Source organism: Chitinivibrionia bacterium (assembly GCA_009779925.1).
Lineage (GTDB): Bacteria > Fibrobacterota > Chitinivibrionia > Chitinivibrionales > Chitinivibrionaceae > WRFX01.
On the sequence record WRAZ01000003.1, the window covers coordinates 46,235 to 63,626 of the forward strand.

Genomic DNA, 17,392 nt, shown 5'->3' on the forward strand with positions numbered 1-17,392 from the left:
AATTTACCCTTTCATAGCGGCAATTACTTTTTCTGCAACTTGCTCCGCGGACATATTCAGGTCATTCGCCAACTCCGAGACACTTCCCTGCCCGACAAAGCAATCGGGATAAGCCACTCTGATAAATTTAGGCGCTTTTGCTACCTTCTTTTCTTCGAGCAATTTTTCGCTTATTTCCAAAACTGCCGAGCAATATCCCCCGATTATCGAATTTTCTTCACACAGTACAATATAATCAAACTTTTTCAAAATTGCCGAATATAATTCTTCGGAGAGTGGTTTTATTTGTTTTATGGAAATCACACTTGCCGAAACTCCGCTCTTATCAAGGATTTTAGCCGCAGTCATCGCTGTTTCCAAAAAATGACCTGCTACCAATATACAAACACTTTTTCCGCTTTTATATTCAACCATTTCCACAAATTTGTCATTTTTAATACCGTCGTCGAGTGCAATTCCTCTCGGATAGCGAATAAATACTGGACATTTAAGGTCGTTCAGCGCATATTTTAACATAAATCTGAGGTCAGAGGCTGTTGCCGGGGTCAAAATTACCACATTCGGAATGCAACGCAAAAACGATAAATCGAACGCGCCGTGATGAGTTGCTCCGTCCGCTCCGACAAGCCCTGCTCTGTCCACCGTAAAGACAACATGAAGATTATCGAGTGCGATGTCGTGAATTACTTGGTCGAAAGCCCTCTGCAAAAAGGAAGAATAGAGCGCTACAACGGGCTTTATTCCGTTTAGTGCAAGCCCCGCGGCAAAAGTTGTCGCGTGCGCTTCGGCAATTCCCACATCTACAAATCTTTCTGGAAATTTTTCGCCGAACTCGCTCAATCCCGTTCCGTCGGACATTGCCGCCGTTATTGCCACGATTTTATCGTCTTTCTCGGCTAATTTTATCATTTCCGCACCGAAAACATTGCTCCACGAAGCTCCTGCCGAAGATTGCGTTTTGCCCGTATCTTTGTCGAACGCGCCAAGTCCGTGAAATTTCTCCTTGTCGGTTTCGGCAGGAGTATATCCCTTGCCCTTTTGAGTTAAAACGTGAATTAAAAGCGGTTCTCTGTTTTGCTCGTGCGCGTACCTTAAAACAGGAAGCAATTCGTCAAAATTATGCCCGTCCACGGGACCGATATAGCGCAAACCCAAATCCTCAAAAAGTCGTCCGGGGGTTATTACCTGCTTCGCCGATTTTGTCAGTTTTTGTATGGTCGCTTGCATTTTTTTGCCGAACTCACCCGAAAAATTTTCCAGTTTGTTCCAAACGCCCGCTTTAAGTGCATTGTATTTTTTGTCGGTTATAATTCGGGTAAGATATTTTGAAAGCGCACCGACGTTGTTTGCTATAGCCATTTCGTTGTCGTTGAGGATTACGCACATCCGCGTTTTGGAATGCCCGAGGTTGTTAAGCCCTTCAAAAGCAAGTCCGCCCGTAAGAGAGCCGTCGCCGATTATCGCGACCACTTCGCCGTTCATTTTTTGCAAATCACGCGCTTTGGCAAGTCCTAAAGCCGCCGAAATTGAAGTTGACGCGTGTCCTGTGGTTATCGCGTCGTGCGGACTTTCTGTTGTGTGAGGAAAGCCGCTGAGTCCGCCGTATTTTCGGAGAGTTTCAAATCTGTCTCTTCGTCCCGTCAATAATTTGTGCGCGTATGCTTGGTGTCCGACGTCCCACACGATTTTGTCTATCGGTGAATTGTAAATGTAATGCAGAGCAATCGTTAGCTCGACAACTCCGAGCGACGGACCGATATGTCCGCCTGTTCTACTTACGGAATCTATAAGAAAGTCCCTTATTTCCTGTGCGAGTTTCGCAAGGTCTGCAACGGGAATTTTTTTTAAGTCTGACGGCGAATTTACGCTTTCCAACAAGTTCAATTTTTATTTCCTCGCTAATTTGTTTGTACAAAAATAGTTTTTGCGGCAGTATTTTAGGAAAAAAAACAGAAATTTAGCCAATTATTTGAATTTTTGTGAAAACATCCTTCACTCCCAAACCCGATTAACTTTCACATTACTCACCATCATCACCGACAACAGAACGATAAAAACCGTTGTAATTGCAAGGCTTACGTCGGAATTAAGCTCATTCGCCCAAAAAGAAAAAGAGGCGCAGTGCACGGCAAGTAAAATTCCCGCTACGGTTATGGGAAGCCCCAAAAAATGCTTTTTGAAGTCGCCTGTGTTGTATCGAGCAAGGCGAAAAATCCCCGCCACGACGAAAATTCCCGTCGATAAAATTATCGGCAAAGGTAAGCCAAAAATCGCGTGGGCAAAGCATACGGGAGCTATGCCGAACGTGGTTAAATCGGCAAAAGAGTCTAATTGCTTGCCGAAATCGCTTTCTACGTTAAGGCGGCGCGCTAAAAAACCGTCGAAAAAATCTATTATGCCGCCAAATATTATTATCGCGGCAACCGTGATTGCTAAATTCGGAAATTCGCTGTGATGCGAAAGCACGATTGCCGTAAAACCCGCCAAAAAATTAAGCGTTGTAAGGGCGTTCGGAATATTTTTAATTATTTTTTGTTTTAGCATAACCGCCAATCCCTTTGTAAATTCCGATATAGACAATGCTTAATAAAAGAACAAACCAAAAGGTGATGAAACGAAAAATTATCGTAAGAGCCAACGCCTCGCTCGGTGCAAATCCGATAAACGGAAGCGAAAGAAGTCCCGTCATCGTCAGTTCAAAGCCGCCTAAACCCGCGGGGAAAATCGGCAAAAGCGCAACCATATACGAAATAAAAGCCATCGCTGATATTGCAAACAAGCCGACGTCGGGATTTATTTGCGCCGCCAATATATACATTTTCAGCGGATAAATTAACCATATCAGAACAGAAAGCAAGAAAAACGGGACAAATGTCTTAGGTTTTATTTTTGCGAAATGCGCTTTTATTCGCTTGGGCATAAAAAAAACGCAGGCAAAAAGCAGGGCAATAGCAAGCAATATTCCGAAAATCCCCGTGTGTAAATTTTCTTTTAACTGCGGAATTTCACTAACGGTAAAACCGAATACCATAATACAAATAAAAAACAACGCGCTCAAACTGAAGATTTTTTGCGCCGCAACCACAGCCGCCGCCTGCGATTTTGAGCAACCGTCGATACCCGCCATTTTGGCAAAACGCGTAAGTTCGCTCCCCACGTATCCCGCGGGAATACTGTGCACAATTTCGGCTTGACTGTTTATATAAAGCATTTTGCCGAAACTTACGCGCACATCGGTATTTGCGGCAATTTTAACCCACTGGAAATTAAGCAAAAGTTGCGTTATTATCTGAATTCCCGCAAGCAAAACTATAGACCAAAGCGGGATTTTTGTTATGCTTTCCAAAAAACCGTGGCGAAAATCGGGAAATTTTAATACAATAAATATCAGCGCAATGATTATTAGCGCACCGAAAATGTATCTTGTAAGGGCAGGTTTCAAACCTGCCCTTACCGCGTTGTCGCTGATATTTTCGCCTGCGTTGTTGCTGACGTTGTCGCCGATGTTCTCGCGATTTCTCACTCCGCTTCTCCTTTTTTTACGTAGAGCAGAGTGCAACCGATATTGCAGGATTTTGTATGTTTAACGCATTTGCATTCTCCGAATTTGCTTTTATCCAAGCAGCAATACATTTTTTCCAAAGTGTTTTTCGGACGGCGCACCAAAAGTTTTGTGCCCGGCGACACGCGCTTTAAAATGTTAGAAAACACCTCTTCTACAGGGCTCACCTGCAAGGCGAAATGCACCACCGTAAACTTCGATAAGTCAAAGAACGGACAGCCGCCGTCTTTGCATTTAACACAGATATTTTCGTTTAGCCCCATACTTTTTATGAGTTTTTGCGAGGTTTTTTGGCAATTCGGCTCGTTGTCTATTACGGTTATTTTCGCCCCTGTTCTTTTGTGGAACAAAATCGCGCTGAACGGGCAATTCCCGCCGCCGATACATAGAATATGGTCGTCTTTTTTTATATCGGCGAGGCGAATTTCTTTTTGAATAACGCTGCAATAATATTTAGAACTCAGCCAAAAAAGCGGCTTTGTTTTCGCCGCTAATTTTTCTAAAACTCTGGTAAATTTCGTTATTTTCATTGCAATTTTCGCCTGTTTTTTTTACTCAACGCCAAAAATTAAGCGCACAATTTGATTTATAAGTCCGCCTACAAAAATTGCCGAAAGAACGGTTGAAAAGAAAATAATTACCGCAAATTTAACCTTAAATTCTTTAGCCAAAATTCCTATTACCGAAAGGCAGGGCAGATACATAAGCGAAACCACTCCCGCCACAAACGCCTGCAAATGCGTGAGATTTAGAGCAAGCAGAGGCGCAACCGACATTTCGCGGCGCACAATTCCCAGAATTAAAGATATTACCGCTTCTTTAGGCATTCCGAGCCAGCCGCTTACAACGCTTTGCACTTGCGGATTGTCCGCAATAACGCCTATAACTCCCGTTCCCGCAAGAAGAGCCGCCAAGAACACCGCTATAAGCATAGGAACTTCCGCGTCGAGCATAAAATGTTTCATACGAATTTTCAGTTTTCTGAAATACGCTTTCGGCTCGGGAAGCAAAAGATTGGGGACTTCAATAATAAGCGCGTCCACTTTTCCTTTTATTATTTTGCTTGCGATAAGAGCCGTTATGACGAGCAAAAATATTGCAAACAAGAACATCAGAGGCATCATCCACCACGAAAACGCGGACATTAAAGCGATAAGCGCGCCGATTTGCGAAATGCACGGAATGGCAACGCAGATAACGGTCGCAATCACCAAACGCTCTTTTTCGGTTGTCGCCGCGCGGCTTCCCATAATAGCGGGAACAGCGCAGCCAAGCGCCAAAAACGCGTGTATTAAACTGCCGCCCTGAACGCCGAGTTTACGCATAATATTGTCGAATAAAACGCTTACCCGAGGCAAATATCCCGAGTCCTCCAAAAACGAAATACCCAGATAAAACGCAAAAACGTATGGCAAAATAAGCGCGATTATCCATTGAAAACTTATTACAAAAATGCCGTATTCGCCGACTAAAACGTTTAAAAGCACGCAGGCAAAACCGCAGACCGCCGCATAACCGCCATCGACAACCGTGTGCCAAGCGCCGTCGGTAAACATACGAAGTCCCGTCTGAAATCCGCCGTCGTAATACAGAAAACGATAGCTCAAATTGCCGCCGTCTCCTGCAAAAAAGGCGAAAATGTTCTCGAACAGGTTTCTGAAAAACGGGATAATTACGCCGTCCGTAAGCGCAATAAGAGGCACGCGCAATCCGCCGCCGCCAAACCGCACCACGCCGACAAGAGCCAACAAAACCAAGAACGCAATAGGAAGCCCCGGAAACGGATTTACCATTGCCTCGCCGAGTTTATCGATAAACGAAGGTTTAAGTTTGTCTTTTTTGCTCACTTTGTTGGTAATTTCTTTGGCGCTCGACCATATAGCCACGCCGCGATTGCACTGAACATTTGACGGGCAAGTAGAGCAATGACCGCAGGCAACGTCCGTCTCGTCCGTTTCCTTAAAGAGTTTTTTCAGTTCTTCTTCGACATCTTTCAGCCCCTGTTTTTTTACGGCGACTGTCATAATAACGGGCGCGCCGAGTTCCTGTTCGAGCAATTTTGAGCTTATTTTTATGCCGTTTCTCTCGGCAACGTCCACCATATTAAGCGCAAAAATCATAGGAATTTCGCACTGTTGCAATTCTAAAGCGAGGCATAAATTTCGCTCGAGATTGGTCGCGTCCAAAACGCAGACAATAGCATCCGCGCCTTTTTTTACCAAATCGGTCGCCACGGCTTCCGCTTGGGAGGTCGGCGACAAAGAATACGTCCCCGGCACGTCTATAAGCGTGTATGCGGAATTTGCTTTAAGCGCGCCTTCCATATAATTTACGGTTGTTCCCGCATAGTTTGAACTTACAACTTTAATGCCCGTCAATTCGCTGAAAAAAACGCTTTTGCCGACATTCGGATTTCCGACGAGCAATATTCTTTTATTCGTCTTTGCGCAATGACGCCCTTTTTGTTTTTTGGAATTACTCACGCCGCCTTGTCCTCCTCGTCGTTAGTTTCGCAAACCGTTATTTGGCTTGCTATATCTTTACCGAGGGCTATGGAATAAGCGTCCGCAACTCGCAAAAGCACGGGACCTCCGAATGCGTATCGGTTTTGCAGAGTGATTTTTACTCCCGCGCGCAAACCCATATTCTCGAGCAGTCCGATTTCGGGGGTCGAAATAATCTTAAACATCCGCTTTTTCTGCGCGGCGTAAAGATTTATTGTTTTTTTATTAGACACAAATGTCTCCTTAATTGTTTTTTCACAATAGATTTCAGCATAAAAATACATAAAAGCGCGAGAAGGATTGCGCCTTCCCGCTAATTTTTCACTTAATACGGCTATTTATTTCAACGACACAGTTCGCACAATCCTTTGAAATTTAAATTATAGCCCTTAACGTCAAAACCGTCTATCCCCGAAATTTGTTCGCGCAAGTCGGAAAATCTGCCTTCCACATCAAAGATTTTTCGACAATTTTCGCAGACAAAATGATGATGGCTGCGGGGATTATGGTCGTAATGCGTAGAACCGTAAAAGTCGCCGATACTTAAAAGGTCGCCCATATCAACCATTTGACGGAGATTTCTGTAAACCGTTGCCTTACTTACGGACGAATGCTTTTTTTTAATGTAATCATAAATTTGCTCGGCGTTTGCGTGTACGTCGAGTTCTTTCATTGCGTCCAAAATAAGCCGGCGCTGAATAGTATTTCTTTTGGCATTCATATACTTTTATACTCCTTTCCATTAAAAAAATACTATGCGCGCCAAACCTAAAACCGCAGATAAAACAAAATACTGATAAATTTATTTTTTCTGCAAAATCTCCAGCAATTCTTCAAGACTTTTTTTGCCGAAAACGACGTCGCTATCGTCGATAATTAGGGCGGGAATACTCATTATGTCAAACTTGTCTCTCAGTTCGGGATAATAATATAAATCCACCATTTCCGCCGTGATTTTATCGTTTAACGCGGCAATTCTCTGGCACCCCTGAACAACGTCGGGACACATCGTGCAAGATAAAGACGCTCCGATTTTCAGATTGATACGCCCGAGGTTTTTTACTTTTTGGGAGAGCTCTTCGCTTATTTTTTGCCCCGGTCCCGCTACATTATATATAGCAAGAATAAACGACTCGAGTTCGTGTCCCGCGGGCGTTCCGTGAAAATTTACGCCCGAATATTTCCCCGCCTCGTCAAACAACGCAATTACAGGATAAAGTTCGGTCGAAATTTCGTTTTCTAAACTTTGATTTTCGCCTTTCTTGAAAATTTTTATCTCCGTTTTGTCGGTAATCTGAGAAAAATCGTCCAAAAATCTCTTTATGCTGTCCGACAGTTTGTTGTTTTCGAGCAATACGGCGTTTATTTTTACGCGGCTTTGACAACGTTCCATTACATACTTTATTTGCGTAATTGCCTCTTGTGAGAAGAAGTTTGAGTCGCCTTGCCGCGCGTCGTCCTCTTCTTTTTCGCTTACAATTCCCAGCTCGTTTTTTTTGTGCTCAATGTATTTTTCAACGCTTGTGGAAGCAATTGCGCCGTCCGAAGTCGCGGTAACAAGTTGGCGCAATCTTTTTGGTCGGATATCGCCCGCAACATAAACGCCGTTAACGTTAGTCTGCATATTTTCGTCCGCTAAAATATAGCCGAAATTATCCATTTCCACGCGTTCCTTAAATACTGCGCCGAGCGGTTCGTATCCTACAAAAATAAAAACGCCGAAAGTGTTGTCGCCTTCTTTTACGTGATGAACCCACGTTTCTTTGCTTTGATTATTGATAAATTTTGCTTCTTTGACGACTTTATCGCCGCGAACATAAAGCAATTCCGTGTTAAACTTAACCTCGATTTTTTCGTGCGCCATAACTTGGTCGGCTATGCTTTTTGCACAAGTAAATTCGGGTTCGCGCGCGATTACAATAACTTTTCGAGCAAATCGCGTAAGGAAAATCGCCTCTTCCGCCGCCGCAAATCCCGCGCCGACAACAAAAATGTCTTTGCCTGCAAAAAGTTCGCCGTCGCAAGTTGCGCAATATGCAATCCCGCGCCCTGCAAATTCCGCTTCGCCCTCAAATCCGAGTTTGCGCGGTCTTGCTCCCGTTGCGATAACCACTCCGACAGACTGATAAACTTCGTTAAATTTTGTTTTTAACTCTTTAATGTCTTTTGAAAAATCGACTTCAACTACTTCGTCCGTAATAAATTTTACGCCGAAACCAACTGCCTGCTCTTTCATTTTTTCGGTTAAATCTTTACCGCTCGTAAACGGAATTCCCGGATAATTAACCACGTCCGAGGTAATTTTAATTTGCCCGCCAATGTCCGAACGCTCTATAACAAGCGTTTTAAGTTTGGCGCGCCCCGCATAAATAGCAGCGCTGAGACCCGCAGGTCCCGCGCCGATTATTATCAAGTCATAAACAGAATTCATTTAGAACTCCTTGCTCGCAGCATTCATTAAAGACGACCTGAAAGTTATTTTTTTGATGGGCATCTTATCTTTAAGAAGCTCATAAAAAAGTTCGCAAAGGTTTTCGCAAGTAGAAACTTTTTTGGTAACTACTATTCTGTATTCCGGATATGACCAAGCAAGCTCGTGCTCAATCTTTTTGAGCGGAACACAATTTTTCGGGTCGTTAATAATACCTTCTTTTTCGTACACCGCAAGAACCGCGTCAAGCAGCGGGTCGCCTTCCTGAAACAATGTTGCGTGGTGAAAATGGTCGCAAACTTCCCACGCTTTTTTTACTCCCTCTTTACACGGATGCGCAAAACCTGTTATAGGGTCAACTTCGTCTTCGAGTTCTATGCTCAAAAGCCCCGAATGTCCGTGAAGATGTTTTGCTTCTCTTGGCCAATTCATAAATCTGTGAGCATACTGAAAGTCAAGATTTACTATAGATCTATACTTATTGTTTTCCATAATTCTACTCCTTTTTTAAAGTTTTCCGATTAAATCAATACCGGGTTTAAGCGTTTCTTCGCCGGGTTTCCAATTTGCGGGGCAGACTTGGTCGCCGTGTTTTGCAACAAACTGCGCCGCTTGCACTTTTCTCAAAAGTTCTTCGGCGTTTCTTCCTATACCGAGCGCATTTACTTCATACGCAACAATTTCGCCTTCAGGGTTCAGCACAAACGAACCGCGAAGCGCCAAACCTTCTTCTGGGATAAGCACCTCAAAAAGTTCCGCCAACTTGTGAGTCGGGTCTGCAAGCATAGGATACTTAATCTTTTTAATGGTTTCGGAAGCGTCGTGCCACGCCTTGTGAGTAAAATGCGTGTCTGTAGAAACGCTGTAAACCTCGCAATCCGCCGCCTTAAACTTCTCATAATTATCCGCCAAATCACCCAATTCCGTCGGGCAAACGAAAGTAAAGTCTGCAGGATAAAACACAAAAGCAGACCACTTCCCCTTTAAGTCCGCGTCCGTAATTTCCTTAAAATCACCGTTCAAATACGCTTGCACCTTAAAATTCTCAATTTTTTTGCCAATCAATGACATATATAAACCTCCAATGATAATTGTTCCTAAATAAGAATTATTCTCATTTATAGCAAGAAAATAATATATAGGCAAAATATTTGTCAAGGCTAAAATCAAAAAAAGTGAAAATAGTAAATTAAAAAAAGATAAAAGATGCCAATATTCTTATTAAAAGTCGGCAAAACATTCGGCTGTTATTTCGCCCGTACAAATTTTTTGCACTGCGCCGCTCATTGTAGCGTTAAAGTCTTCGTCAAAGCAAAGTTGCAGTTTTCCACCCGCCATAGATACGGTAATTTCACTGTCGCAATGCCCTAATTTTTTAGCAACTGCCGCCGCCGCTGTCGATGAGCTTCCCGAAGCAAGCGTATAGCCCGCTCCTCGTTCCCAAATTTGTATTTCTATGTTTCTTCTGTCGATGATTTTTACAAATTGAACATTTGTGCGATTTACAAAGCGCTTGTCAGTTTCTATAACGCTTCCGTATTTTTTTGCGATTTCGCAAGATATTTTGTCTAAAACAATAACACAGTGCGGATTTCCGACGTTCGCTTCGCAAAATGAAAACTCTTCGTCTAAAACCGAGATTTTTTCATTTATCGCGAAAAAACTTACCTTGCCCATCTCTACTTTTACCAAATTCTCATCGATAACAGTGGATTTCACAAGACCGCCCAAAGTGCTTATTTTAAATTCTTCACCTAATTTCACCAAACCGCAATCAAAGAGATAACGCGAGAAAATCCGCAGACCGTTTCCGCTCTTTTCCGCTTCGCCTCCATCCGGATTAAATATCTTTACGGCGAATTTGCCGTCGGTTTTGTCGAGGTCGGCAAGCAATATTCCATCACTGCCGACCCCAAAATGCACATCGCAAATGCGAATAATATTATCTTTGCTCAAAAAATCAGCGAATTTTTTGTCAATAACGATATACTCGTTCCCCAATCCGTGATATTTGGCAAAGTTTATCATTTACTCGCATCTTCCCATTTTACTTCGCCGATAAGGCAGTTGAGCGCTTTTGCAATTTTCAATTCTTCGCGAATTTGTACGGTTTCGCCGTTTTTTCTGAGCGATTCTTTAAATTGTTCAAACGGATAGTTATACATTTTTGCAATATTTTCGATATACGCGTCAACATCTTCCGCGCTCACCTTTATATTTTCCGTCTTAACAATATAGTCGAGAATACGGAATCGGCGAATTGCCTTTGTCGCCTCGTCTTTTCTTTTTTCGAGGTACTCTTCAAGGCTCGGCTGAGGATTTTTTGCGTTGAAATAATGCGCTTCGTTTTTGTGAAGATTTTCAATGTAGTATTTTATGCGTCCTTCGGGAACGTAAAAGTCGTTCTTTTTGAGAAGTTCGTCAACTGCTTTTTCGCAGGCTTCGTCTCTTGCTTCGTTTTTCTTTTTGTTTAGAACGTTATCTTTTACAATAACCTTTAACTCTTCTTCGTTTGTCGCCGTTGTTCCGATTTGTTTGAAAAACTCTTCGTCAAGCGGAATAAGCGTTTTCGCTCTTACTTGTACTATTTCTACAGTTGCGGACGCTTTTTTTCCGGCATAATCGTTCAGCGGATAGTCTTTAGGGAAAGTAAAGGAAATATCTTTTTTGTCTCCCGTTTTCTTGCCTGTAAGTTCGGTGTTTAATTCGGGAAGAGTTGCGTTTCCGACCTCAAACATTTTTGTAGCGGGAAAAGTTTCGGCTTTTGCGCCGTCAATCACGATGTTTTCGTATTCTACTCCGACCACGTCGCCTTTTTTAATCGGTTCGTTTGTTTCGTTTAACTCTGCGCGCTGATTTTTTATAGTGTCAATAATCGCGTCAATTTCGTTGTTTTCGACTTTCACTTCGTTTATTTTAACTTTAAGGTCTTTATAGCCGTCAATTTTTATTTCGGGGTCAATTTCTATAACCGCCGCAAAAGAAATCGCGTCAATTTCCTTGGGATTGATTTTCGTATCTTCAAAAACAGGGTCGCCCGCGGGATTTAATTGATTGTCCATACACGCTTTATGGAAAGAGCGCGAAATAAGTTTTTCGGTCGCTTCCATAATCATACCTTCGCCGTATCTTGAAATCACAACTTTTTCGGGAACTTTGCCTTTTCGGAAGCCCTGAATATCGACTTTTTTTGCAACGTCTTTCAAAATTTTATCGAATTCCGCCTGCACTTCTTCTTTTGGGATTTCCACTAAAATCCGTTTTTTCCATTCATTCACCGATTCTACTTTTGTGCTCATTTTCCAAAAACTCCCTATTTATTTTATTGTTAAAGTCTTTTTAAATGCGAGTAGAGGGAGTTGAACCCCCACACCTCTCGGTAGCGGCTTCTAAGACCGCCGTGTCTGCCGATTCCACCATACTCGCTAAAATTTCAAGACGGAAAATACATTTTTACCGCGCCCACACACAAGGGGCAATCATTTTTTATTGCGAACACTTGCTTTTTAATGCCGCCGCCACCATCGGTGAAACATATTTTTCGACGTTTCCGCCGTATTTCGACAAGTCTTTCACAAGCGACGAACTCAAATTTGTGTAGCGCGCCGAGGTCATAAGGAAAATAGTGTCGATTTTGTCGTTAAGCTGCCTGTTCGTAAATGTCATCTGGAACTCGTAATCAAAATCCGAAAGCGTGCGAAGCCCTCTTATAATCGTCGAAGCGCCCGTTTGCGCAACCGCGTCTATAACAAGTCCGTAGTGCTTTATCACCTCGACATTTTCGTAATCTTTAAGGCAATCCTTTGCAAACTCAACCCGCTCGTCCGCCGAAAACATACATTTTTTGTTAGGATTATCTGCAATTACCACATAAATTTTCGTAAAAATCCTCTGCGCTCGAGCAACAATATCCGCGTGTCCAAGCGTTATAGGGTCAAACGTCCCCGGATATAAACCGATACCCATAAATTTTCTTCCTTTTTTTTAGTTGTTTTCCAAAAGTATTTGCCGCCGTTTCATTCTTTCACGAGTTTCGGCTAATATTTTATGTATTTTTTGTTCAAATTCGACTTTTGGCGGTAAATTTGTCCAATATTGCGATACCATTATACCTGCCTTATCCATCTCAAGAAGTTCTATTTGTTCGCGACTGCCTTCTGCGCAAAGTATCAGTCCGATTGGTTCTTCTTCTCCAACTTTTCGCTCATAACGATTAAGCCATTTCAGATACAACTCCATTTGCCCCTTAAATTCGGCTTCAAAATTTCCTTGTTTAAGTTCAACCGCCACTAAACGCCTAAGGTTTCGATTATAAAAAAGAAGGTCTAAATGAAAGTCCTTGTTGTCTATTATCATTCTTTTCTGGCGAGCGACAAACGTAAACCCCTTTCCAAACTCAAGTATAAATTTTTCAAGTTCTCGCAACACTGCCGCTTCCAAATCCGCTTCAAGATATTCATCACTTAGCCCCATATAATCAAAAAGATAAGGGTCTTTGAATGTATCAAGTGGTATTTTGTTGTCAGAATTGCCGAATTGGTTATTGGCAATTTCTTTTCTTTCAAACGCTTTACGTGAAATCATATCTCGAAGTTCACGTATTCCAAGTTGTCGTTCTGCGCAATCTTTGGCATAATAGAGCCGCGCTTCGTTTGTTTTTAGGGGCAAAAGTTCTACAAAATGCGACCAACTCAATTGTGTAGACAGCGTCGACACAATTGCAATATCTTCAAATAATTCGGCAAACTGAATCATTCTCCGCAAATTTCTTGCTTCAAAATTTTTCCCATATTTCTCTTTCAGTTGCGTAGATAACGCTGCTACGATTTGCTTTCCGTATTCGGCGCGTTTGTCTTGAAGTATGATTTCATTTACACGTTTTCCGATTTGCCAAAAAGTTAGAATAACAGACGCATTTACCTGCAAGGATACGGTACGGCGACTATGCTCAATCATTAGCGAAATTTCATCAAACAGATTTTTCTCGAAGTTAATCAAGTCCATTTACATTTCTCCTTAAAACGCAATTTCGCTTTTATCTTTTCACTCCGAAAATAATATTTGCCAAAATAAAAAAGGCGGACAACTCTATACGTCTCTGAAAATAAGGGTAAAAATATATTGTTTTTTCCGAAAATCATTGCGTAAATTGTTGAAAAAAATATATTTTTACTGAAAATAATTAACAATGAGTTTCGGACTTTGTTGTTTGTTAATAGATACACGGTATTTAATTTAATTGAAAATTGTGGAGTTTTGAGAATGTTTGGAAAAAAAAGTTTTATTTGTATCGTTTTCTTGTTTTTTGGCGCGGTTTTTGCCGAATTTCCGTTTGAAAATCCTGCTTTTGAAGAAAAAAAGCAACAGTTGGCTTTAGTTTTAGGGCAAGGCATACGCGACCACAAAGATTTAAGATTTGAAAGATTATACAGCGTAGGAATTACTTACAGTCAGCCGTATCATTTTTTTAGATTGCCCGTAAGGCGAAACGCGGAATTTATAATGCACAGAGGCGCGGGAGAATTTTCTCGCTACAATAATTGGATAGCCGGTTTGTCGCAAGATTTCTTTACGCCTCAACTTTGGCGGATGTATCTCAGTTTAGGCATCGGAGCATACATAAAATCCGAAAAAACCGACAGAATAAGTTCGCTGTTTACTTTCGGCCAAAAGGTCGCTTTGGGCTTTCAGGTTATAGACGAGTTAAGATTGGAATTTTTTATAAGACATTTTTCCAACGGCACTTTAACGGAAACAAGTAGCGGCTACGACTTTATAGGTTTAAGCGCCGTTTGGAATTTCGGCACTCTTTAACAGAAAAATTGAGCAATGATGTAAATTTGCAGTTGAGTCGCAAAAAAACTCTAAATGTGGTATTTAGTATTTGCAAATTGTCTGTAGCATAACGTATTTTTACTGAAAATAATTAACAATAAGTTTCGGACTTTGTTGTTTGTTAATAGATACACGGTGTTTAATTTAATTGAAAAGGAGGCATTTATTATGTCTGAAAATCTTGATAACACACACAGGATGTTTCGTGTTTTTGTTCGACTGCTTTTATTGATAGCTGTCGGTTTGTTTATTTCCTGCTCAGACATTGGCGGCGGCGGCAGTGGCGGTGGCGGCGGAGGAGGCGGCGGTGGAGGAGGCGGAGGCGGTGGAACCTTAGAAGAAAATCTTACATCGGGCAACAGCGCTCTGCGAAGCGGGCGGTATGACGAAGCCGTGCAACATTTCGAAAACGCGTTTCGCGCAAATCCCGACGACCCGAGAGCGATTATTTATTCGACTATGGCGCAAATTGCAAGAATAAGCGTTTCTCCGCAAGTCGTGAATTTATTCAGAAATAGCTTTGGTTTTGTCGATTATCCTAATCAGCTCAACGCGTTGTTCAGCACCGATTGGATGAGAAATTATCAACAAAATTGGATGGATTACAGCATCGAAGTCAACGGAAGATGGGCTTCTTGGTACGGCGAATGGGCAGTTGGTCAATCGTGGTATATCGGAATTGATAGACCGGGATATTATTTACAGGAATGCGACGGATGGAACTGTCATTATGTCCTTGTTTCCGAAACGCCGAGATACGGAACGAACAAAATGCCGGGACTGAATGTTCCGAGTTGGTTGCGGGGAAACAATTCTTGGTTTGATGAAACGCTTGGTGCAAACAATGTGCATACTTTCAATACTTGGACTTTGCTTTTATTTGCAAATCTTGTCGAGAATAACAGGCACGGCTTCAATAACGTTTTAGACGAACTTATAGATGCGGTTTTCGGTCAGAATTTCCAAAACGCTCAAAACAGAATTGTGAGATTGGAAAACAGAAAAACCGAAAGAATAACTCTCAGCAGGGACTTTATTCAGGCGTTGCATTTAGATGAGTTTACCCCGATTACCGAGTACGATTTAGTCGGCTGGGCGGAAATAAACGCAATTGTTTCTACGATGCTTGGCATAAAAGCAAGTTTGCAGTGGGTAGCGGCTTATGATTGGAACACCAACCTCAGCGTATTCAGGCACTCTTGGCAGAGCAATGAAAATTATTGGCACGGACGACTTCAGGCAATGAACCACAACGATTTGCCGTTTGTTAATAACTTTTTAGAAGCAAGACCGGGCAAAATGGCAGCCGCAAGAGAAACTTTTGTGCGGTCAATCAGAGGGCTTCAAGCGTCATACACGGCGATTTTGGGAAACAATTTATATCCGACGGCAATTACAGACGCTTATCGGACAATAAACGAAGGTTTGGATATTTTGATTTCGAGAATTCAAAACGGCGGAAGATTTTATGTTCCCGAAGACCCGACAACAGGCAGGTGGCCAACTTCTTCAACTTCGAGGTCGGATGTTCTTTTCGGCGTGGATATGGGGCTGTTTTTCCAAGAAGGATATTTCCGTCTGCATAACCTGTTTTATACCGAAAACAACAGAATACCTATGTTTTTCTGTCGGGATAGCGGCGTGCAACTTACACGTCAGAACTATGAGAGTGTACTAAACAACGCAGGCAGAGACATAGGTCTTAAATTCAGAAGTCGAACGATACGCGACATTATGGTTTATCTCCCCGATTTTGATATAGAAGACGAGATACTCCCGATGTTTCCGCCGTCGCTTGCAAGGGTGCTTTTTGAGAAGTATCACAACATAAGATAAAATGACACTTCCGAAAAAACTGATTTTTGGGTGGATTGGAGTTTTGCTTTTAGTAAAACTCTGTTTCGCCCAAAATTTTGAAATATCTACTCAAAGCGGAATTCTATTTTATTGGCGAGACGACAAAATGTCCTTTTGGGATGGCGGCATAAATTACAACAATCACAAGAATTTTTCAAACGAATTAAATTTTCTTAAAATCAGCTCGGATTTGCCTTGGTTTTCTACTGACATTATCCGTTTCGGCTACTCCGCAAAATTCGACTTCGGCAATATTTCGCCGCAAATTTCAGCGGGCTTTTTAAGCCAATCCGAAATCGAAATTCCGTTTTCACATCGAGGAAGTCAAAGACTAATCACAAATTACGGAGCGCGCGGTTTTTATCTTGGCTCAAAATTGGGCTTGAATATCAGAGACATTAGATTTACTCCGTCTTTTTTGTTTGCGCGTGGAAGATTTGAGGACGGGGATTTTCACTATTTTTTTGGGAAGCCCGATGTTCCTTATCTTTTGCATTTCGGCTTGTCGGCGGAGTTTAGAGAGCGACATAAAATCGGCGTTTCACACCAAAATTTTGCCCTTAACATTGTAAATAACAACGAAATGCCGCTTTTTAATTCAGAAAATTATGTTTTCGGCATAAATTATAGGCATTTGTTTTTGCCGCAACGATTGTTAAAATTAAACGGAATATTAGGTGCAAATTACGTAAATCTTTCGGCAAGCGGCTCGTTAAGTCCTGCAAATCAGCAGTATTTTTTGTTCCCGTATATGTTTTTTAATATAGACGGAACTGTAAACGCGTTTGTTGTTTGGACTGCTTTCTCGTTTGAATTACAGCGAAAAATCTTACAACATCACTTTGTAGTCGGAGCGGCAAATATTTTCAGCGGTGATTTTAACGCGGACGCTCATTACTTGTACAAAAGATTTTTCGGCGGCAGAGAGGGGCGGGAAGTTCTAACGCAAAACTTGAATAACACTGGATTTCCGTTTGTTTTGTATTACTTGAAAAGTCCAAATCTAAACATAAGAGACAGAGTAAACATAAACTTCGGATTAAGAAATATTATAGGCGTTCCTTTCGGCATAGCAAAATATATGGGAGACGGCAGTAGCGACGATCGGAACATCAGCGATAAAATCGGCAGAAGAGATTTAGTAAAAACGATATTGCTTTCTGGCTTGTCGGGGTTTTTGAGGGTAGAATTTTAATTTTACCT

General features: G+C 41.9%; 17 protein-coding genes and 1 tRNA gene. 3 read left to right on the forward strand and 15 right to left on the reverse strand.

Features of this window, described 5'->3' with window-relative positions:
• Window positions 1-3 precede the first annotated feature (3 nt).
• The 15 genes from dxs to FWE23_02185 form a co-directional block, all read right to left on the reverse strand.
• Complete coding sequence (dxs, locus tag FWE23_02115) at window positions 4-1,884, reverse strand: 1-deoxy-D-xylulose-5-phosphate synthase (GenBank protein ID MCL2844233.1); 1,881 nt, start codon at window positions 1,882-1,884, stop codon at window positions 4-6.
• A 108-nt stretch (window positions 1,885-1,992) separates the two neighbouring features.
• Window positions 1,993-2,544, reverse strand: coding sequence for a CDP-alcohol phosphatidyltransferase family protein (locus tag FWE23_02120; protein MCL2844234.1), 552 nt, complete (start codon window positions 2,542-2,544; stop codon window positions 1,993-1,995).
• Complete coding sequence (locus FWE23_02125; protein ID MCL2844235.1) at window positions 2,522-3,523, reverse strand: flippase-like domain-containing protein; 1,002 nt, start codon at window positions 3,521-3,523, stop codon at window positions 2,522-2,524. Before FWE23_02125 ends, FWE23_02120 begins: the two co-directional genes overlap by 23 nt.
• Window positions 3,520-4,092, reverse strand: a complete 573-nt coding sequence (locus tag FWE23_02130; protein ID MCL2844236.1) for a hypothetical protein — start codon at window positions 4,090-4,092, stop codon at window positions 3,520-3,522. Before FWE23_02130 ends, FWE23_02125 begins: the two co-directional genes overlap by 4 nt.
• A 21-nt stretch (window positions 4,093-4,113) precedes the next feature.
• Entirely contained in the window at window positions 4,114-6,045 is a 1,932-nt protein-coding gene (locus FWE23_02135) for a ferrous iron transporter B (GenBank protein ID MCL2844237.1), read from the reverse strand.
• Window positions 6,042-6,299 (reverse strand): ferrous iron transport protein A, encoded by a 258-nt coding sequence (locus FWE23_02140; GenBank protein ID MCL2844238.1) that lies wholly within the window; start codon window positions 6,297-6,299, stop codon window positions 6,042-6,044. The genes FWE23_02135 and FWE23_02140 overlap by 4 nt, the downstream gene beginning before the upstream one ends.
• Before the next feature lie 110 nt (window positions 6,300-6,409).
• Complete coding sequence (locus FWE23_02145) at window positions 6,410-6,787, reverse strand: transcriptional repressor (protein MCL2844239.1); 378 nt, start codon at window positions 6,785-6,787, stop codon at window positions 6,410-6,412.
• 81 nt (window positions 6,788-6,868) lie between these two features.
• Complete coding sequence (locus FWE23_02150; GenBank protein ID MCL2844240.1) at window positions 6,869-8,497, reverse strand: FAD-dependent oxidoreductase; 1,629 nt, start codon at window positions 8,495-8,497, stop codon at window positions 6,869-6,871.
• The gene (locus FWE23_02155) at window positions 8,498-8,989 is read right to left on the reverse strand and encodes a 6-carboxytetrahydropterin synthase (protein MCL2844241.1); all 492 of its coding nucleotides are present in this window, start codon (window positions 8,987-8,989) and stop codon (window positions 8,498-8,500) included.
• Between the two features lie 15 nt (window positions 8,990-9,004).
• Complete coding sequence (ahpC, locus tag FWE23_02160; protein MCL2844242.1) at window positions 9,005-9,568, reverse strand: alkyl hydroperoxide reductase subunit C; 564 nt, start codon at window positions 9,566-9,568, stop codon at window positions 9,005-9,007.
• A gap of 150 nt (window positions 9,569-9,718) precedes the next feature.
• Window positions 9,719-10,522: a diaminopimelate epimerase gene (gene dapF / locus FWE23_02165; GenBank protein MCL2844243.1), complete on the reverse strand. Its 804-nt coding sequence runs from the start codon at window positions 10,520-10,522 to the stop codon at window positions 9,719-9,721.
• The gene (gene tig / locus FWE23_02170; protein MCL2844244.1) at window positions 10,522-11,796 is read right to left on the reverse strand and encodes a trigger factor; all 1,275 of its coding nucleotides are present in this window, start codon (window positions 11,794-11,796) and stop codon (window positions 10,522-10,524) included. Before tig ends, dapF begins: the two co-directional genes overlap by 1 nt.
• Before the next feature lie 45 nt (window positions 11,797-11,841).
• Window positions 11,842-11,923: transfer RNA gene (locus FWE23_02175), tRNA-Leu, on the reverse strand.
• A gap of 60 nt (window positions 11,924-11,983) precedes the next feature.
• Window positions 11,984-12,463, reverse strand: coding sequence for a pantetheine-phosphate adenylyltransferase (gene coaD / locus FWE23_02180; GenBank protein MCL2844245.1), 480 nt, complete (start codon window positions 12,461-12,463; stop codon window positions 11,984-11,986).
• A gap of 18 nt (window positions 12,464-12,481) precedes the next feature.
• A complete protein-coding gene (locus tag FWE23_02185; protein MCL2844246.1) occupies window positions 12,482-13,501 on the reverse strand; it encodes a PDDEXK nuclease domain-containing protein in 1,020 nt (339 codons plus the stop codon).
• A 258-nt stretch (window positions 13,502-13,759) separates the two neighbouring features.
• Here FWE23_02185 and FWE23_02190 point away from each other — a divergent pair, with 258 nt between their 5' ends.
• From FWE23_02190 to FWE23_02200, 3 genes are all read left to right on the forward strand, one after another.
• Window positions 13,760-14,311 (forward strand): acyloxyacyl hydrolase, encoded by a 552-nt coding sequence (locus tag FWE23_02190; protein MCL2844247.1) that lies wholly within the window; start codon window positions 13,760-13,762, stop codon window positions 14,309-14,311.
• Between the two features lie 189 nt (window positions 14,312-14,500).
• A complete protein-coding gene (locus FWE23_02195) occupies window positions 14,501-16,168 on the forward strand; it encodes a tetratricopeptide repeat protein (GenBank protein ID MCL2844248.1) in 1,668 nt (555 codons plus the stop codon).
• 1 nt (window position 16,169) lies between these two features.
• The gene (locus FWE23_02200; protein ID MCL2844249.1) at window positions 16,170-17,384 is read left to right on the forward strand and encodes a hypothetical protein; all 1,215 of its coding nucleotides are present in this window, start codon (window positions 16,170-16,172) and stop codon (window positions 17,382-17,384) included.
• Window positions 17,385-17,392 lie beyond the last annotated feature (8 nt).